Genomic DNA, 17,901 nt, shown 5'->3' with positions numbered 1-17,901 from the left:
TTGCCCCCCAGCCCCATCCCGGTGAGGACAGAGGACAAACCCGCGTGACCCCGCCTGCTCTCTAGACCTGACACCTTCTTGCGCTCACTTGTAGCCGGCGTCCCCGTCGGCTCTGCCGGGCTGCCCATGCGCGCCCGGTCATCCAGCGTTTGAGGCCGCGCACAAACGGCCTCGTGTCAGGTCTGGAGAGACCATGTCTTCACCACCTCATACCGTGCTGCCCTGGGTCGTCCGTCGGACGAGGCTGCCTCTACTGTCGTTGCGGTGCGTGGACTGCCGGTCGGAGTCGGCCACCACCGGCGAGGGCAGGTTCCGCGTCAACGCCAACCGCAAGCTGCTGGACGTGTGGCTGCTGGTCCGCTGCGTATCCTGCGATCGGACGAGCAAGCTCACGGTGCACGAGCGAACGCCGGTCAGTTCCTTCGATCCGGCCGAGCTGCACGGCTACCGTGTCAACGATCCGGAACTGGTGGCGTCCAGGTTGTTGGATCCGTTGCTCGCCCGGCGTAGCCGCTTCGCCCTGGACTGGACGGGGGCCTGGCGGCTGGACACCCCGTCGGTACGGCGCGACGAGGCGTGGCCGGTCCAGTTAGAGGTCCTCTTCGAGGATCCGGTACCGGTGCGCCCGGATCGGCTCATCGCGCAAGGGCTCGGCCTGAGCAGGCCCGAGGTGCTGCGGCGGATCAAGTGCGACATTCCGCTGCGCCGCCCGACAACCGCCGGATTCACCTTCACCGTGATGGCCGGGGACTAGCCGGGACGTAGCCGGGCGGACCACCCGGCCAGCCCGGCTACACCCCGAAACCCATGCCGGTACCGGACGCGCAAGCCACACCCCGGCGCAGAACGCGCAAGAGCCCCACCACGACCGGCGGTGGCAGAAGGGAGGACGCCGCCACCCCACTGCTGGCCCGGCTGCGATGACCGAGCTCAGTGCGCGGTACCGGGCGGGGCCGGTCGCGCCGGTCCAGCAGAGCGGTCCGGTCGGGCAGGGCGAGCTGTCGCCGGGAACGTGACCCGTACGGTGGTGCCCTGCCCGGGCACCGAGGTCACCCCGGCCCGGCCACCGTGCGCGGCCACGATCGCCTCGACGATGGCCAGACCCAGCCCCGACGAGCCACCGCCGTCGCGGCTGCGGCTGGGGTCGGCGCGGTAGAAGCGCTCGAACACGTGCGGCAGATGTTCCGGCGCGATTCCGTCGCCCTCGTCGCGTACCGCGATCACCACTTCGCCGTCCTCGGCGGTGACGGTGACGGTGACCGGCGTGCCGGGCGGGGTGTGCTGTACCGCGTTGCCGACGAGGTTGCGTAGCACCTGCTGGATGCGCGGGCCGTCCCCGTCGACCACCGCTTCCGCCACGCCTTCCAGGGTGATGGCCCGGTCGGCGCTGACCACCCGGGCGTCGTCCACCACCTCGCCGGCCAACGGCACCACGTCCACCGACCCGCGGTCCAGCGGCCGCGCCCCGTCGAGGTGGGCCAGCAGCGCCAGTTCGTCGACGAGCAGCCGCATCCGGTCCACCTCGGCCTGCATCCGTTCCATGGCGTGGTCGAGTTCGTCGGGGTCGCGCAGCCCGCCCTGGACGTACAGGTCGATCCAGCCGTGCATGGTCGCCAGTGGCGTACGCAGCTCATGGCTGGCGTCGGCGACGAAACTGCGCAACCGGTCCTCGGCCCGTCGGCGGGCGTCGAACGCCTTCTGGACCGCGGCGGTGATCGCTGCGGCCTCCGGTCCGGCGAACAGCGCGATGAGGGCCAGCCGCCACCGGGAGGACCGGTTCACTGCTGCACCGGCCGCAGGCTGTACCCGAATCCCCGCACGGTGTGGATCAGCGACGGCCCACCGAAGTCGATCTTGCGACGCAGGTTCGAGACGAAACGCTCGACCACGCCCGCGTCGCCGCCGAAGTCGTACTGCCAGACGTGGTCCAGGATCTGCGCCTTGGAGACCACCCGACCGGTGTTGGCCAGCAGGTAGCGCAGCAGCCGGAACTCGGTGGGGGACAGCTCGACCGGACGCCCGCCCCGGGTCACCACATGCCGGGCCTCGTCCATCTCCAGGTCGCCGCAGCGCAGCACTCCCTCCGGCACCGCCGGCGGCACGCGGCGGGAACGCCGCAGCAGCGCCTCCAGCCGCGCGGCGAGCTCCACCACGTTGAACGGCTTGCTGAGGTAGTCGTCGCCGCCCAGACGTAGTCCACGCACCCGGTCGTCCACCTCGTGGCGGGCGGTCAGGAACATCACCGGCAGGTGGACGCCCCGCGAGCGCAGCAGGTGCAGCAGGTCGAAGCCGTCCGTGCCGGGCAGCATCACGTCCAGCACGATCGCGTCGGGCGTGCGCGCCTCGACCGCGGCCAGGGCGGCCGGCACGTCGCCGGCCGTCTCGACCTCGAACCCCGCGAACCGCAGCGCGGACAGCAGCAGCTCCCGCAGCCCCGGATCGTCGTCCACCACCAGAATGCGGTCCACGTTGTCTATCTCACCATCACGACGGAAGAGCGCCGGTCGAGCTGCCTGCCCTCCACATCCAGGTTCGGCAGCACCCGGTCGAGCCACCGCGGCAGCCACCAGGCGCGGTGCCGGGTCAGCGCCAGCACCGCCGGCACGAGCGTCATCCGGATCAGGAACGCATCCAGCAGGACACCCACCGTGAGCGCGAAGGCGATGGGCCTCAGCGTGGCGTCGCCGTCCGGGATGAAGCTGGCGAAGACCGAAGTCATGATCAGGGCGGCCGCCGCGACCACGCGTGCCGAGGCCCGGAACCCCTGGGCGACCGCGCGTTGCGGGTCGCCGCTCTGGGCGTACTCCTCGTGCATGCGGCTGACCAGGAAGACCTCGTAGTCCATCGCCAGGCCGAACAGCACCGCCATGAGGATGATCGGCATGAAGCTGATCACCGGCCCCGTTCGCGAGACCCCGATCAGATCGGCGAGCCACCCCCACTGGAACACCGCGACCACCGCGCCCAGCGTCGCACCGACCGACAGCAGGAAGCCCAGTGTCGCCTTCAGCGGCACCACCAGCGACCGGAAGGCCACCATCAGCAGCAGAAAGGCCAGACCTACGACGACCAGCGCGAAGGGTACGAGCGAGGCGCTCAGCAGCTCGGAGATGTCGATGCCGATGGCGGTCACGCCGGTGACCGACACCGACTCCCCGCCCGCGGCCTCGATGCCGGTCACCAGTTGCTCGGTACGTTCGTCCTGCGGCCCGGTCTCGGGGATCACCGTCAGCAGCGCGTACCGGCCGCTGGTGGACAGTTGCGGGCGGCCGGCGGCGGCAACTCCGTCGACCGCGCCGAGTCGCTCGGCCAGCGCCGTGGCGGCGGACTGCTTGTCGCCTTCGTTCCTCAGGTCGGCCAGGACCAGCAGCGGGCCGTTGAAGCCCGGTCCGAACGCGGCGGCTGTCAGGTCGTACGCCTGCCGCTGCGTGCTGGCCGCCGGAGCGGAACCGCTGTCGGTGAGCGCGAGCCGCAACCCCGGCACCGGTACGGCCACGACGCCGAGCGCCGCGACGACGGCGACGGTCGTGACCAGCGGCCGGCGGGTGACCAGCCGGACCCAGCGCACGCCCATGGTGGGCCGGGCATCCGCGGCCTCGCGCCGAACGGCCCGCGAGCCGGGCTTCGGGCGCAGCCGGCCCCCGGCGAAGCCCAGCACAGCCGGGATCAGGGTGATCGCGACCAGCACCGCGACGATCACGGCGGCGGCCGCAGCCAGTCCCATCGCGGTCAGAAACGGTATCCGGACGACGGTCAGCCCGGCCAGGGCGATGACCACGGTGAGGCCGGCGAACACCACCGCGGTGCCGGCCGTACCGATCGCACGGGCCGTGGACTCGGCCACGGGCATGCCGGAGGCCAACTGCGACCGGTGCCGCGCGACGATGAACAGCGCGTAGTCGATGCCGACCGCCAGCCCGAGCATGAGGGCCAGGGCCGGCGCGGTCGTCGGCAGCGTCAGCATGCCCGCGGCCGTGGCCAGGCCGGCGACCGTGGCGCCGACCCCGAGCAGGGCGGTGAGCAGAGGCAGCCCGGCCGCCACCAGGGAACCGAAGGTGATGACGAGGACGACCAGCGCGATCAGCACGCCGGCGGTCTCGGTGCCCTGGCCACCCTCGCCGGAGCTGTCGGCGTACGCCGGCCCGCCGACCTCCACCCGCAGCCCGGCCTCGCGGGCCGGTCGGAACACGTCCTCCAGCGCTTCGAGGGAGCCGCCCTCCAGCCGGGCGCGCTTCTGCTGATAGTCCACGATGGCCAGGGCGACGCGACCGTCCGGCGAGACCGTCTTCGCGGCGAACGGGTCCACCACCCCGGCCACCTGCGGCGCCTTCGCGGCGGCGGCGAGGGTCCGCTCGATGACGGCTCGGTGCTCGGTGACCTGGTGGCCGGCGGGCGCGACGAACACCACCTGCGCGGAGGTGCCCGACGAGGCGGGGAACTGCTCGGCGACGGTGTCCAGGGTCCGCTGGGCGCGCGAGCCGGGTATCGAGAAGTCGTCCTCGTACGAGCCGCCGGCAGTGCCGGCGAGGGCCCCGGCGGCGACGAGAACGGCCAGCCAGGCCACCAGGACGGTCCGGCGGCGCCGACAGGTCCAAGCGCCGAGCCGGTAGAGCAGTGCGGCCATGACGGCAGACTCCCGTGGTCGTGGGTCGAGGAGCCTCAGCACACCGTCCGTGCCTGACGGTCCGGCGTCGGCGAACCTGACGGTTGCCTGACGGTCGATCCCTGACGGGCGCGCCTCAGCCCTGGGGGTGGACGACCACCTTGAGGCCCGTCCGGGCCGCCGCGGCGGCCAGCGCCGCGTCGATGTCGCTGAGCGGCTACACCCGGTGACCAGCGCCTTCTCCCGATCGGGCGTCGGCTCAACAGGCAATCCCTGCATCAGCCTGCACGACCAGTTCGGTGTGGACCTGGTGACGCGTTTCGTACCGGCGTCCGTGGCTCGTCCAGCCGGGCGGCAACTCCGGCAAATTCGGTGGACGGCACACGGGCCGGGTCACGATTGTGGCCAGATGCGACAGGAGGAGATCTGGGACGCCGACGCCGCCCAGGGTTACGACACTCCCGGCAGGGGGATGTTCGCACCCGAGGTACTCGGGCCCGTCGTGGACCGCCTCGCCGAACTTGCCGGTGCCGGACCGGCGCTGGAGTTCGCCATCGGCACCGGGCGGGTAGCCGTTCCGCTCGCCGAGCGCGGCGTACCGGTCACCGGCATCGAGCTGTCCCGTCCGATGGTGGAGCAACTGCGTACCAAGGTCGACGAGACGAGGATCCCGGTGGTGGTCGGAGACATGGCCACCGCCGCCACCGGTGGCAAGTACACCCTCGTCTACCTCGTCTACAACGGCATCTCGAACCTGCTCTCCCAGGCCGAGCAGGTCGCCTGCTTCCGCAACGCCGCCCGCCACCTGCTGCCCGGTGGTCGGTTCGTCATCGAGCTATGGGTGCCTGAGCTGCGCCAGCTCCCGCCGGGTCAGCAGGCGGTGGTCTTCGGGACCGCAACCGGCTACGTCGGTCTGGACACCTACGACCTGCTGCGGCAGCAGGTGGTGTCGCACCACTTCTGGTTCGACGACGGTCGGCACGCACGCGTGTTCCGCAGTCCGCACCGCTATGTCTGGCCCGCCGAACTGGATCTCATGGCACAGCTCGCCGGCTTCGAGTTGGAGTCCAGGTACGCGGACTGGACCGGCTCCGAGTTCACCGCCGAATCCCGGTCCCACGTCTCCGTCTACCGCCTCCCGCCCGACCGCTGAAGCCACCGGCGAGTAGTCGGCGACGCCGGTCGCCGACGGGACGTCGACGACCTGTCGAGGATCACGCCACCGGCCACCATGTCTGCCCCTCGGGGGCGTCCTTGACGAACACGATCCCGTCATTGCTGGCCAGGTGGGCCGGGTCGAGCGGGGAGTAGCCGAACCAGGGGGACACGCGGGGCGCGGGCGTCACGTCGCCGAGGGCGACGGCCAGCCGGCGGGCGTCGACGACGTATCGGTCCTCCAGGAGTGCGTACAGGAGCCCCTCGACGGTGTCCGGGGGTGGTGTCTGCACACCGCGGTGGCGGATCGTGCCGAGGGCCGTGGCCAGGACGGCGTATCCCTCGCCCAGCCGGGCGCTGACGATCGCCCCGGCGCTCCACCATTCCACCGGCAGGCCGCCCATTCGCATCCTGCCCTTGTTCCGTTGCAGATGCCCGTTGTTGGCGTTCACCAGCGCCGGGCCCCGCTCGGCGATGGCGAGCAGGTTGGCCGCCATCATCGAGGCCCGCACGCCCAGCAGCCGCGCGATGCGGCTCGGTGACGTGTCGGCCATCCAGAAGTGGTACCGCAACAGCCCGGTGGCGGTGCGACCGTACATGCCTGCCCGGTCCCAGTCGTCCTGTAGGGACGCCGCGACCAGATGTGGCGTCTGCGTGTCGAGCAGGGCTACCAGGTCGTCGGCGAGCAGCCGCAGCCGTTTGGCCTCGGGCGTCTGCCCCACCGACTGGGACGGGTCCGTCATGGCGGCGGGATTGGTCCACCGGTCGTCGGCGCCGAGCAGGCGGTCGAGCGTTGCCGCGCTGCAGGGAAGCAGGTCGGCGTCGACCCGGGCGGCGAGGTAGGCGTGGAGTGCGGTGAGGGCCTGCCGAGGGCTCGCGGCGCCGGTGATTTCCAGCGGACCCTCGACACCGGCGAAGCGCAGCCGCTCGGGCCCGGACCGTCCGTCGTTGTACGCGCGCATCCAGCTCACCAACTCGCGGTTGGCTGCGGACGCGCCGAACCCGTGGCTGAAACCGCGCGCCATGACCTCGTCGAGGGTGCCCCTGCCCGAGGTGACGTAGTCGTCCACGACCAGACCCATCAGGCAGTCGCTCTCGATGGCGATCGTCTGGTAGCCCTCTCGCTCGACGAGTTGCCGGAAGAGCTCGTTTCGCAGGTCGAGCAGAACGTCCTCACCGTGGGCGGGCTCGCCCAGGGCGAGCAGCCGCGGCCGGGCCGGGAGCAGCCGCATGACAGAGGCAGCGTCAACGACATGCGCGGTGTCTTCGATACCGGTGGTCATAGCCTTTAACACTATCGTTGAACTGGCGAGTTGAAACTTATCCGCGAAATCAGCAGGGCAGTGCGGTAAAAGCCTCAAAACGGCAGGCAGCTCAGGTCGGTCAGTGGCGGGACGCGCTCCCGGTCGCGGGCATCTGCCGCGCGGGCGTCGTCGCCCGGGCGCTGCCCGCTTCGAGCCGGCCGGGCTCGGTCAGGCAGGAGCCAGCCCACCGCGGGCAACGCGATCAGCGGGCCGAGGGCGGTCCGCAGGGAGGTGGCGTCGGCGACGGCTCCGACGAGCGGGCTGGCGACACCGCCCGGCAGCAGCCAGGGCATGGGCCGCCGGTCGGTGAGCGCGCCGAACAGCGGCTACACCACCGGCACCCACCACCGCCGTCCCTGACCGGCGCCGGCAGGCCGCGCCCGGCAGCCGCTCCGGCCCGGCCACGAGCCGTCCACCGTGGACGGCGCAGGCGCGGCCGCCCCCGGGTACGACGACGCTGGCGGCGTACCGGATATTCGGTCGACCTGGCCGCGAGCGGTCAGGATACTTCCGACCATGACCCGGGCCCTGGTGTCGCCGTTGTCGACGGGTCGGCGAGCCCGCCGATGAGTGCGCCCCCGTTGCCGGTGCTGTGGCTCTACGGGCCGCCCGCCGTCGGGAAGTCCACGATCGGCTGGGAGCTGTTCACCCAGCTCTCCCGCCGGATCCCCACCGGCTACGTCGACCTCGACCAGTTGGGCATGTGCTACGCCCCGCCGACGCCGGAGAACTGGGCCCCGGAGCCGGCCTCCGACCCGGGTCGGCACCGGCGGCAGGCCCGCAACCTCAACCGGGTGGCGGCGAACGTCCGGGCCGCCGGCGCCCGCTGCCTCGTCGCCTCGGGGGTCGTCGACGCCGTCCGTGGGATCGACGTCGACCTGCTTCCGCACGCGGCGCTCACGGCGTGCCGGCTGCGCTGCGAGCCGCACGAGCTGCGGCAGCGGCTGGCCGGCCGGGGCCGGGCCGGGGACGAGGCCGCAGACCGGGTGCTGGAGTACGCGGAGGCCCTGGACCGCAACCATCCGACCGGCCTCTGCCTCGACACGACGGGGCGGAGCATCACCGAGGTACTCAAGCTGGTACTGGGCGAAACCGGCGGCTGGCCGGCGCTGACCAGCCCGGGTACGGCACCGCTGGCGGAGCCGCCCGGGCCCTACCCCAGCTACCCTGCCGGGCCGGGCGAGATCCTGTGGCTCTGCGGCGCGACCGGGGTCGGCAAGTCCACGGTGGGCTGGGAGATCTACACGACCGTCCGCAGGGCCGGAGTCCACACCGCGTTCGTCGACCTCGACCAGATCGGATTCTACCGCCCGGCCGGCGTCCCACCGCCGCGCAACCATCCGCTGCGGGCAAGCAATCTCGCCGCCGTGTGGCAGACCTACCGGGCCACCGGTCTGCGGCGCATGATCGTGGTCGGTCCGGTCGGCGACGCCGACGCCGTGCGGACGTACCGGGAAGCGCTGCCGTCCGTGCGGATCACGCTGTGTCGGCTGCACGCCGGCCGCGACTCGCTGACCGAGCGGATCATGCTCCGGGGCCAGGGTCAGGGCCCGCAGATCGCCGGCGACGACCTGTCGGGGCAGCCGGCGGCACGGCTGCGCCAGGCCGCCGACGAGGCGACGGCCGACGCCGAAGCCCTGGAGGATGCCGCGCTCGGCGACCGGCGCGTGGACACGGATCGCCGACCCGTACCCGAGATCGCCGGGGAAGTCCTCCGGCACGTCCGCTGGCTGGGCTGAGCCGGCCGACCCGGGGCGTGGCCCGGGACGTACCCCGCCGGCGGACCGGGACGACGGCATGCCGCGATCGCCGTCGACGGCGGGCCGACCCGCTGGCTGCTCGGCGCGGCGGGCCCCGGCCCACTCGGGCACCAGAGCGCCGCCGCCGACCAGCAGCGCGACTGCGCCGAGCCGGCCGGTCCCGCTCTGCCGCGCCGGGTTCACCGGCCGAGGCGGGCGGCGATCGGCAGGTGATCGCTGCCGGTGGCCGGCAGTGTCCACAGGTCGGCGACGGTCACCGAGCGGGCCATCACCTGGTCGATCCGGGCGACCGGCAACGCCGCCGGCCAACTGAACGGAAAGGCCGGGGCGGTCGACGGCAGCAGCTCCCTGACCGGCGCCAACCCCCGGTCGTGCACGGTGCTGTTGAGGTCGCCGAGCAGGATCACCGTGGCCAGCGGTTCGGCGTCGATCGCCCTGGCCAGCAGCCCGGCACTCTCGTCGCGCCGGGCGGTGCCGAAACCGTCCGGCAGACCGAACCGGACCGACGGCAGGTGCGCCACGTAGACGGCGACGTCGCCGCCGGGCATCCGGGCGGTGGCCCGCAGCCCCCGGTTCCAGTCCGGGCCGAACCCGGCCGGTCTGATGTCCAGCGGCCGGTCGTCCAGCAGCGGGTGGCGTGACCAGAGACCGACGGTGCCGTGCACCGAACGGTACGGATAGTCCCGGCCCAGCACCGCCGCGTACGCCGACATCGCCGGTGCGGTCAGCTCCTGTATCCCGACCAGGTCGGCCCGGACCCGGGCCAGCGCGCCGGCCGTGCCCGCCGGGTCGGGGTTGGTGTCGCTGACGTTGTGCTGGACCACCGTGATGCCTCCGTCGGAACCGTCCCCTGGGTCCCCGGGCAGCAGCGCCGCGCCGAACAGCCCGAGCCAGGCGGTGACGGGCAGCGCCAGTGCGAGCAGGGCGGCCACCGAGCGGCGCAGCAGCGCCGGCAGCAGCAGTACCGGGACGGCGGCTCCCAGCCAGGGCAGGAAGGTCTCCAGCAGGCTGCCCAGCCGGCCGATCCGGTTGGGCAGCAGGGCGTGGCCGGTCAGCAGCACCCCGACCAGCAGTGCCAGGGCCGCAGGCAGCCACCCGCGTCGCCAGGCCGACCGGCCGCGCGCGTCGACGCCCCAGCCCCGCCGCACCGGCCGCCGCACCGTCGTCGGCTCGTCGTCCAGAGTGGACCCCTCTCCTACGGCGACCGGCCGGGTGCATGCTGACCAACGTCTGGTCCGGATGGGACGGCGTCGATCGCCTACCGTCCCCGGTCCACCGTCACCGTCCCGGCGGCGCCGTCGACGGTGATGACCTGACCGGTTCTGATCGTATCGGTGGCGCCGGGGACGCAGATGACGGCGGGGATGCCGTACTCGCGGGCCACGGTCGGGCCGTGCGCCATCGGCGCGCCGGTCTCGGTCACCAGTCCGCCGGCGGTCAGGAACAGCGGCGTCCAGCCGGGATCGGTGGTCGGGGCGACGAGGATCTCGCCGGGCTCGATGCGTGCGGTCGCCGGGTCGTGCACCACCCGGGCCGGGCCGGTCGCCGTGCCCGGGGCGGCACCGACGCCGCGCAGGGCGTCGGTTGCGGCGGCGGTGGCCGGGGCGAGCGCGGCCTCGACGTCGGTGCCGTCGGAGAGCACCGCGACCGGTACGTGCCGGCGGCGCAGTTCCCGCCGGTACGTCGCCCGGCGCTGCGCGACCAGCGCCCGCTGGTCGATCCCGTCGGACACGGCGGCACGTGCCTCCGGGATGGTCAGGAACATGATGTCGTCGGCCTGCGCCAACCGCCCGCCGTCGGCCAGTTCCGCACCGACCAGCAGCAGTTGCCGGCGGTTCTCCCGCAGCGGATACAGCCCGGCGAACTTGCCGGCCTCCCGCAGCCCGGCCAGCACCCGCGCCCGGCGCAGCAGGAACCCGGCGAGCCGGCCCCGGACCGGTCGGCGGCGACGGACCCGGCGGACGAGCGCGGCGAGCGCCACTTCGGCTTCGGCGGCGGCCCGGGCGAACCGCCGGTCGGGCGCCTGCTCCGGGTCGGTGACCCGCAGGTAGTTCGCGATCGAGGCGAAGACCGGGGTCGGGTCCTCGGCCCAGCGGGGTACCCCGAGGTCGACCTCGGCGGCGGCCCGGTGCCCGTACGTGTCGAGGAACGCGGCCAGTCCGATCTCCGGCAGGGTGCCGGCCCGGTACCGCGCGGCGAGTTCCTCCGGCGGTGTCGTGCAGAGCAGGTCGCGGTGTGCGCCGGCCCGCTCGGCGAGCCGCCACAGCGCCAGGTCCATCTCGATGGTGACGTTGTGCGGCATGCCGCCGAGCACGGCGTGGATCTCGGCCTGGCTGGCGATCCCCTTGAGCAGTTCGGCCGGCAGGGCGGCGGTCAGGATGCCGGCGACGACCGGCCAGACGATCCGGTCGTACCGGGTCGACGGGTCCTGGGCCTCGACGAAGTCCAGGCGTTCGGCCGCGGTACGCAGTCCGGCCGGCTCGGCGGCGGCCCGCTGCCGGAGTTGGTCGATCTCCTCGAAGAGCCGGACCCGGGCCGCCTCGGGCCGGGCCAGTGCGGCCACGATCCCGGCGATCGCCCGTGGCGCGGTACGCAGCGCCGGGCCGAGACCCCCGGCCGGGCGGGACCGGACGGTGGGCACGGGCGCGAACCGGGGGTCGGTGAGCAGGTGTGCTACCACCGCCTGGGCGCGCGGGCCGAAGTCCACCGCCATCAGCTTCACCAGTCGTTTGCGGGTCGCCGGGTCGCGGACCAGGTCGGTCAGGTCGCCGTAGAGGCGGCCGCCGATGTCGACGATCTCGGCCTTGATGCCGAAGGAGCCGAGCATGCCGGCCAGGATCACCCGCAGCGCGGACATCCCCATCGGGGTGACCGGGCGGAGCATCCCCTGGACGTGCCCGAACTCCAGGTAGATCCGGGGCTGTGGCCGGTCGGTCGGCGGCGGCAGCGGGAAGAGTGTGGTGATCGGCCGGGACTGGAGCAGCCACAGCGTGCCGTCGGAGTCGATCGCCCACTCGACGTCCTGCGGCGTGCCGAAGTGGGCCTGGATCCGCTCGCCGGCCCGGTGCAGCTCGGCGAGCTGGGCGGGGGTGAGGCAGCCGCGGTCGTCGTACCGGGTGCCGTCCAGGACGTAGTGGTCGGCCGGGGCGGTGCCGTCGACCACGGCGGTGCCGAGCCCGGGGGCGGCGTCGACCACCGTCTCGGTGCGGCAGCCGGTGAGCGGGTTGGCGGTGAAGAGCACTCCGGCGACCTTCGCCTCGACCATGCGCTGCACCACCACCGCCATCCGGACGGTCCGCCCGTCGATGTCGTTGGCCTCGCGGTAGGCGACGGCCCGCTCGGTGTGCAGCGAACTCCAGCACTTGGCGATGGCGTCCTGCAGTGCGTCGGCCCCGGTGACCCCGAGGAAGGTGTCCTGCTGGCCGGCGAAGCTCGCGTACGGCAGGTCCTCGGCGGTGGCGCTGGACCGGACCGCGACCGGCCCACCCCCCAGCGCCCGGTACGCCGCCGCCACCTCGGCCTCCGGGATCACGCCCCGGTCGTGGGCGGCGGTGGTCAGGCAGAAGCCCTCCGGCACCCGCTCGCCGAGCTTGATCAGCTCGCCGAGCCCGGCGGCCTTGCCGCCGACCAGTTCCGCCGTGCCGGCGGACGCCTCAGCCAGCGTGATCACGTTCACCAGGGACTCCCCTCTTTTGCAATACGACTGAAATGTAATCGGCTCGGCGACCCCGTGTCAATACGACTGCAATGTAAAGTGGCGGGGTGCCCAGGAGAGCCGATCACGTCGCCCGCCGCCGGCAACTCGCCGACGCCCTGATGCGACTCGCCGCCACCCAGGGCCTGGAGGCGGTCAGCCTCCGGCACGTGGCGGCCGAGGCCGGGGTGTCGACCGGCATGGTGCAGCACTACTTCCGCACCAAGGACGAGATGATGACCTTCGCCCTCGACATGGTGATGCGCGATGCGGTGCAGCGGATCACCGCCGAGGTGACCGCCGCCGGTCGGGTCCTCAACCCCGCCGAACTCGTCCGGACGCTGATGATCCAGATCTTGCCGCTGGACGAGCCCCGACGGCTCGAGGGGCACGTCACCCTCGCCTTCCTCGCCTACACCGCCGTCAAGCCGGCCATCGCCGAAGGGCTGCGGGGAAGCGCCGACGAGATGCGGGCCTTCATCGCCGACCAGATCCGGGCCGTACAGGCGACCGCCGGGACGGCACCTCGGATCGACCCGGTGCACGCGGCCACCGGCCTGCTGGCCCTGGTCGACGGGCTCGGCATCCACCTCCTCGGCCGGCACTACTCCGACGAGCAGGCGGTCGCCGCCCTCGACGCCCACCTCGGGCTGCTGTTCGGCCCCACACCGGCCCCGCCCGGCGACGACCGCCACGACCTGGCCCGCCAGGACCCGCCCGGCCAGAACCGCCACGGCCCGGTCGGCGGCGACCCCGTCGCCCGGACCGGCGGCACCACCCCGGATCTGCCCGCCGGCACCGGATGACCGGCGTACGTCGACCCGGCGCACCACCGTCGACCCGCGCAGCCGTACGGGCCGAACCCGGCAGCCCCGTACGCTACGACCGGACCCGCGCCGCGCACGGACGGCGCAGGAAGAGGGAGGCCCCCCGGTGACCACCCGTATGGCCGTGTTCGGCGCCGGCTCCTGGGGCACCGCGTTCGCGATGATCCTCGCCGACGCCGGCTGTCGGGTCACCCTGTGGGGACGGCGCCCCGACCTGGTCGACGCCGTCAACCGCACCGGCACCAACCCCGACTACTTCCCCGGCATCCCGCTGCCGGCCGGCATCACCGCCACCGCCGATCCGGCGGAGGCCGCCGAGGGCGCCGCGTTCGTGGTGCTCGCGGTGCCGTCGCAGACCCTGCGGGCCAACCTCACCGCCTGGGCACCGCTGATCGCCGCGGACAGTGTCCTGGTCAGCCTGATGAAGGGCGTCGAACTCGGCACCGCCAAGCTGATGAGCCAGGTCGTCGCGGAGGTCACCGGCGCCGGACCGGACCGGGTCGCGGTGGTCTCCGGCCCCAACCTCGCCCCGGAGATCGTCCGGCGCCAGCCCGCCGCCAGCGTCGTCGCCTGCCGCGACGAGGTGGTCGCCCGGCGGCTCCAGACCGCCTGCCACACCGGCTACTACCGCCCCTACACCAACACCGACGTGGTCGGCTGCGAGATCGGCGGCGCGGTCAAGAACGTCATCGGGCTGGCGGTCGGCATCGCCGGTGGTCTCGGCCTCGGCGACAACACCAAGGCGTCGCTGATCACCCGTGGCCTGGCCGAGACCACCCGGCTCGGGCTGGCGATGGGCGCCGACCCGCTCTCCTTCGCCGGCCTGGCCGGCATGGGCGACCTGGTCGCCACCTGCTCCTCGCCGCTGTCCCGCAACCAGACCTTCGGCACCAACCTCGGCCGGGGCATGACGGTCGCCGAGACGGTCGCGGCGACCCGGCAGACGGCGGAGGGCGTCACCTCCTGCGAGTCGGTGCTGGACCTCGCCCGCCGGCACGACGTCGAGATGCCGATCGCCGAGATGGTCGTCGACATCGTGCGCGGCGGAAAGTCGCCGCGGGTCGCGGTGAAGGAGCTGATGGCCCGCTCGGCAAAGCCCGAGCGGCGCTGACCACCCCGGGCCGGTCCCGGCATCGCCTGTGATCGCGACGTCAGGTCCGGACGCAGACGTAGCTGGCGTACGTGGCCGGGTCGCGGCTCGGGTTCGCCTCGACGATCCGGAACCCGGCCCTGGCCAGCATCGGTTCCAGCAGCCAACTGAAGGTGCTGTGCTCGGTGCGGATGTGGGTGGCGAGTTCGGCCCGGGTCCAACCGTCGGCGGTCGACCCGGCCGCGCCGGCCAACCAGGTCTCGAACTGCTCCGCCGCCTGCGCCGGCTCGAAGGTGTAGATCAGGTCACGCAGCAGCAGGATCCCGCCCGGCCGCAGCATGCCGGCGACCCGGGTCAGCGCGACCGCCTTCCAGAAGTCCGGTAGCTGGTGCAGCGCGTGCCGGCTGTAGACGAGGTCGGCCGGCGGGCCCTGGTGGGCGTAACTGAGGAAGCCGGCCCGGACGACCTCGACGTTGTCCAGCCCGGCCCGCTCGGCGCCGGCCCGCAGCCGGGCCAGCATCGCCACCGAGACGTCCACCGCGACCACCCGCCGGCAACGCGCCGCGGCGGCCAGGGTGAGCCGGCCGGTACCGGCGCCGAGGTCGACCAGCGTGGCGTCGCCGTCCAGCCCGTGCCGGCGCAGTATCTCCAGGTCGGCGCCGGGGTCGTGACCGGCCTTGCGGTCGTAGCCGTCGACGTACGCCGGGTCGAGGTGCTCGGGTCCGGCGTGCGCCAGCTCGTCGAGCCACCAGTCGGGGTGTTGCCGCGGTGCCATCCGACTCCTCCACCGGGCCTCTACGCCCTTGCGCGACGGCCGGGTCCCGCACCGGCCCGACGAGGCGCCAGTATCGCCGCTTTCGGCCGGCCGGGGCACCGCATTTACCCGGCCGGCCGCCCGCCGCCGCCGGGGACGGGCCGCACTAGACTTCCCCGGCGATGGACGAGCAGAACCCCACCTCGGAGCCGCCGACGGAGACCCGGCCCTGTGCCCACTGTGGACGGCCGGTACCGCAGCGGGCGGCAGCGGGCCGGCCGTTCCGGTACTGCCGGGACAACGACGGCGCGTGCCAGCGGGCCTCCCGCAACCAGCGGATGCGGCACCGCAACGCACCCGGGCTGGCCGGACAGGTGGCCCGCACCTGGGAGGTCGTCGACCGGCTCGACCAGGTCACCGAGGCGCTGGCCGAAGCGCTGCACGCCGAACTGTCCCCGGCCGGAGTGGAACGCCGGCTCGCCGAGGTGCGGGCCGAGGCGGCCCACCAGATCGCGGCGGCGCAGACCGAACGGGACGAGGCGCGCCGGGACGCCGAAACGGCGGCGGTCACCCTGCACCAGGCGCAACAGGCGGCCAGCGCGGCCGCCACCGACCGGGCCGCCGCCCGGTCCGAGTCCGAGCGGGCCGCCCGCACCGCCGAGCGGGCCAGCGCCGAGACCGCCGCCGCGCTCGCCGCCCGGGACGCGGCCCAGCAGGCGGCCAGCGCCGCCACCGCGCTGCGTACCCAGGCCGAGCAGGACCGCGACGCGACCCGCCGGGAACTGCGGGCGCTGCGCACCGAGGCGGACGCCGACCGGCGGCGGCTGGCCGAGCTGACCCGGGAACTCGCCGAGGCGACCCGGGACCGCGACTCGGCCCGGGCCGAGTCGGAGCGGGCGGCCCGGTCGGCCGCCGAGGCGGTCGGCCAGGCGGAACGGTTCCGGGCGGCGGCGGCCGAGGCCCGCGCCGCCGCCGAGAGCGCGGCCGGGGAGGCGGCCCGGTTCCGGGCCGAGGCCGAGCGGGCGGCCGCCGACGCCGCCGGGGCCCGGTCCACGGCCGCCGCCGCGACTGCCGACCTGGAGCGGACCCGGGCCGAGCTGCGGGCCGCGCGGGACACCGCGACCGCCGTGCAGGCCCGGCTCGACGCGCTGACGGTACGCCTGTCGGCGGCGGAAGCCGACCGGGACGCGGCCCTGGCCCGGGCCGGTCAGCTCTCCACCCAGGTCAGCGACCTCGCCGCCGCGCTGGCCGGACTCAGCGCCCGGGCCGTCGCCGACGCGTCGACCGGCCGTCCGGCAGCCGCCGGATCCCGCCCCGCCGGACCGGCACCCGAGCCGTGACCGACGGGTTCCGGTCCCGGTGCGGCCGGGCCGGACCGGACAGCCGGAGCAAGACGACATATCCCGGCAATTCTCCGCCGACACCGGTGATCTCGATCACCGTTTAGGAGATCCGGCTACGCTCGGAGCGTTTGACCACTTGTACGTTTCTGCCGGGCGGCGGGAATCGCCCACCCGGCACCTGTCGTTACACCGATAAGAACACGCACCACGACCGAGGGGAAAGCCGATCATGGGCGAGCGCATGCTGCGCGGGAGCCGTCTGGGAGCAGTCAGCTACGAGTCCGACCGCAACACCGAGCTTGCCCCGCGACAGACCCGAGAGTACCTCTGCGCCAAGGGCCACCAGTTCGAGGTGCCCTTCGCCGTCGATGCCGAAGTGCCGATGACCTGGGAATGCAAGTTCGACGGCAGCGTCGCCCGGCTGGTCGACGGCAGCGAGCCGGAGCAGAAGAAGGCCAAGCCGCCGCGTACCCACTGGGACATGCTGCTGGAGCGTCGCTCGATCGCCGAACTGGAGAGCATTCTCGCCGAACGGCTCGAAGAGGTCCGGACCCGGCGCGGCCGGGCCTGACCGGTCGCGGCAGCCAGCACAGCACCGCCCTCACGGCGTCGCCGTGGGGGCGGTGGTGTCTCCGGCGCCACCCCGAGGCCGCCGACACGTCCCGGCCGCACCCCTCGGCCGTCCACCACTGCGGTGCCGTCGCGGCACCACCACTGGCCGCAAGCCCGGCGCACGTCGGCGAGGGCTCACCCGGCCGTCGACGCGCCTGGTCACCGACCGTCAGGGCCGGCGCGGCTCCACGATCTCGCCCTCGATCGCCCCACCCGGGGCGGCCGGCGGAGGCGCCGTGTCGGCGGGCTCCGGGCGTGCCTCCGGTCGCGGCTGGCCCCGCCGGACCCGCACCCGGCGCGGCCCGAACAGGTCACCGGCGACCTCGGCGGAGACCCGCCGCTCGGCCACCCGCTGCACCTGCCCCCGCACCAGCCGGCGCAGCAGCGGCACCGTCAGCAACAGCCCGACCACCCCGGTGACCAGGCCGGGAATCGCGAGCAGCAGTCCGGCGAGCAGGCCCACCAGCCCGTCGCTGACCTCGCTGCCCGGCGGACGGCCAGCCTCGACCGCGGCCCGCAGCCCCCGCCAGGCCCGCATCCCCTCCCGGCGCAGCAGGGCCAGCCCCAGCAGCGAGGCGGCGAGCACCAGCAGGACCGCCCAGCCGAACCCGATCCACCGCCCGAGCAGCACGAAGACCGCGACCTCCACGATCCCGGTCAGCAGCAGTGCCAGTGGCACGATCCTCAACCCTCGGCGCATGTCACCCCATCCGGATGTCGGGCCCACAAACCCCGTACGTCCAGCATGACACGCCACCG

General features: G+C 73.7%; 16 protein-coding genes. 7 read left to right on the top strand and 9 right to left on the bottom strand.

The window, feature by feature from the left end; genetic code table 11:
* Positions 1 to 268 precede the first annotated feature (268 nt).
* The gene (locus tag ACQEVC_RS30820) at positions 269 to 754 is read left to right on the top strand and encodes a DUF1062 domain-containing protein (RefSeq protein WP_432884492.1); all 486 of its coding nucleotides are present in this window, start codon (positions 269 to 271) and stop codon (positions 752 to 754) included.
* A gap of 176 nt (positions 755 to 930) precedes the next feature.
* Here the strand turns inward: ACQEVC_RS30820 and ACQEVC_RS30815 are convergent, their stop codons facing one another.
* The 3 genes from ACQEVC_RS30815 to ACQEVC_RS30805 are packed head-to-tail and all read right to left on the bottom strand — an operon-like array spanning position 931 to position 4,624.
* Positions 931 to 1,782 carry a sensor histidine kinase gene (locus ACQEVC_RS30815; protein WP_432884489.1) on the bottom strand — a complete coding sequence of 284 codons (852 nt, stop codon included), beginning with the start codon at positions 1,780 to 1,782 and terminating at the stop codon, positions 931 to 933.
* Entirely contained in the window at positions 1,779 to 2,468 is a 690-nt protein-coding gene (locus ACQEVC_RS30810) for a response regulator transcription factor (RefSeq protein WP_432884486.1), read from the bottom strand. The genes ACQEVC_RS30815 and ACQEVC_RS30810 overlap by 4 nt, the downstream gene beginning before the upstream one ends.
* A 5-nt stretch (positions 2,469 to 2,473) precedes the next feature.
* Positions 2,474 to 4,624 (bottom strand): MMPL family transporter, encoded by a 2,151-nt coding sequence (locus ACQEVC_RS30805; protein WP_432884482.1) that lies wholly within the window; start codon positions 4,622 to 4,624, stop codon positions 2,474 to 2,476.
* A gap of 388 nt (positions 4,625 to 5,012) precedes the next feature.
* On the opposite strand from ACQEVC_RS30805, the gene ACQEVC_RS30800 reads away from it, so the two are divergent.
* Positions 5,013 to 5,756 carry a class I SAM-dependent DNA methyltransferase gene (locus ACQEVC_RS30800; protein WP_432884479.1) on the top strand — a complete coding sequence of 248 codons (744 nt, stop codon included), beginning with the start codon at positions 5,013 to 5,015 and terminating at the stop codon, positions 5,754 to 5,756.
* Between the two features lie 61 nt (positions 5,757 to 5,817).
* Here ACQEVC_RS30800 and ACQEVC_RS30795 read toward each other — a convergent pair whose 3' ends face one another.
* Both ACQEVC_RS30795 and ACQEVC_RS30790 read right to left on the bottom strand, forming a co-directional pair.
* A complete protein-coding gene (locus ACQEVC_RS30795; protein WP_432884475.1) occupies positions 5,818 to 6,990 on the bottom strand; it encodes an erythromycin esterase family protein in 1,173 nt (390 codons plus the stop codon).
* A gap of 125 nt (positions 6,991 to 7,115) precedes the next feature.
* A complete protein-coding gene (locus tag ACQEVC_RS30790; RefSeq protein WP_432884472.1) occupies positions 7,116 to 7,355 on the bottom strand; it encodes a hypothetical protein in 240 nt (79 codons plus the stop codon).
* 273 nt (positions 7,356 to 7,628) lie between these two features.
* Between ACQEVC_RS30790 and ACQEVC_RS30785 the strand changes: the two genes are divergently transcribed.
* A complete protein-coding gene (locus ACQEVC_RS30785; protein WP_432884469.1) occupies positions 7,629 to 8,801 on the top strand; it encodes a hypothetical protein in 1,173 nt (390 codons plus the stop codon).
* Positions 8,802 to 9,001: 200 nt separating this feature from the next.
* Here ACQEVC_RS30785 and ACQEVC_RS30780 read toward each other — a convergent pair whose 3' ends face one another.
* Positions 9,002 to 9,970: an endonuclease/exonuclease/phosphatase family protein gene (locus ACQEVC_RS30780; protein ID WP_432891785.1), complete on the bottom strand. Its 969-nt coding sequence runs from the start codon at positions 9,968 to 9,970 to the stop codon at positions 9,002 to 9,004.
* 110 nt (positions 9,971 to 10,080) lie between these two features.
* The gene (locus ACQEVC_RS30775) at positions 10,081 to 12,498 is read right to left on the bottom strand and encodes a PEP/pyruvate-binding domain-containing protein (RefSeq protein ID WP_432884466.1); all 2,418 of its coding nucleotides are present in this window, start codon (positions 12,496 to 12,498) and stop codon (positions 10,081 to 10,083) included.
* An 86-nt stretch (positions 12,499 to 12,584) separates the two neighbouring features.
* Here ACQEVC_RS30775 and ACQEVC_RS30770 point away from each other — a divergent pair, with 86 nt between their 5' ends.
* Both ACQEVC_RS30770 and ACQEVC_RS30765 read left to right on the top strand, forming a co-directional pair.
* The gene (locus tag ACQEVC_RS30770; protein WP_432884463.1) at positions 12,585 to 13,322 is read left to right on the top strand and encodes a TetR/AcrR family transcriptional regulator; all 738 of its coding nucleotides are present in this window, start codon (positions 12,585 to 12,587) and stop codon (positions 13,320 to 13,322) included.
* A gap of 127 nt (positions 13,323 to 13,449) precedes the next feature.
* Positions 13,450 to 14,454 (top strand): NAD(P)H-dependent glycerol-3-phosphate dehydrogenase, encoded by a 1,005-nt coding sequence (locus ACQEVC_RS30765; protein ID WP_432884461.1) that lies wholly within the window; start codon positions 13,450 to 13,452, stop codon positions 14,452 to 14,454.
* A gap of 40 nt (positions 14,455 to 14,494) precedes the next feature.
* Here the strand turns inward: ACQEVC_RS30765 and ACQEVC_RS30760 are convergent, their stop codons facing one another.
* A complete protein-coding gene (locus tag ACQEVC_RS30760; RefSeq protein ID WP_432884458.1) occupies positions 14,495 to 15,208 on the bottom strand; it encodes a class I SAM-dependent methyltransferase in 714 nt (237 codons plus the stop codon).
* Positions 15,209 to 15,369: 161 nt separating this feature from the next.
* Between ACQEVC_RS30760 and ACQEVC_RS30755 the strand changes: the two genes are divergently transcribed.
* Complete coding sequence (locus ACQEVC_RS30755) at positions 15,370 to 16,527, top strand: hypothetical protein (protein ID WP_432884456.1); 1,158 nt, start codon at positions 15,370 to 15,372, stop codon at positions 16,525 to 16,527.
* 232 nt (positions 16,528 to 16,759) lie between these two features.
* On the top strand, positions 16,760 to 17,101 hold the full coding sequence (locus ACQEVC_RS30750; RefSeq protein ID WP_101366032.1) for an RNA polymerase-binding protein RbpA: 342 nt from the start codon (positions 16,760 to 16,762) through the stop codon (positions 17,099 to 17,101).
* Positions 17,102 to 17,311: 210 nt separating this feature from the next.
* Here ACQEVC_RS30750 and ACQEVC_RS30745 read toward each other — a convergent pair whose 3' ends face one another.
* On the bottom strand, positions 17,312 to 17,842 hold the full coding sequence (locus tag ACQEVC_RS30745; RefSeq protein WP_432884453.1) for an FxsA family protein: 531 nt from the start codon (positions 17,840 to 17,842) through the stop codon (positions 17,312 to 17,314).
* Positions 17,843 to 17,901 lie beyond the last annotated feature (59 nt).

This window comes from Plantactinospora sp. CA-294935 (assembly GCF_050936445.1).
In the GTDB taxonomy this organism is placed as follows: Bacteria; Actinomycetota; Actinomycetes; order Mycobacteriales; family Micromonosporaceae; genus Plantactinospora.
The sequence above is the reverse complement of the archived record's forward strand: the minus strand, read 5'-3'. Positions and strand labels throughout refer to the sequence as shown.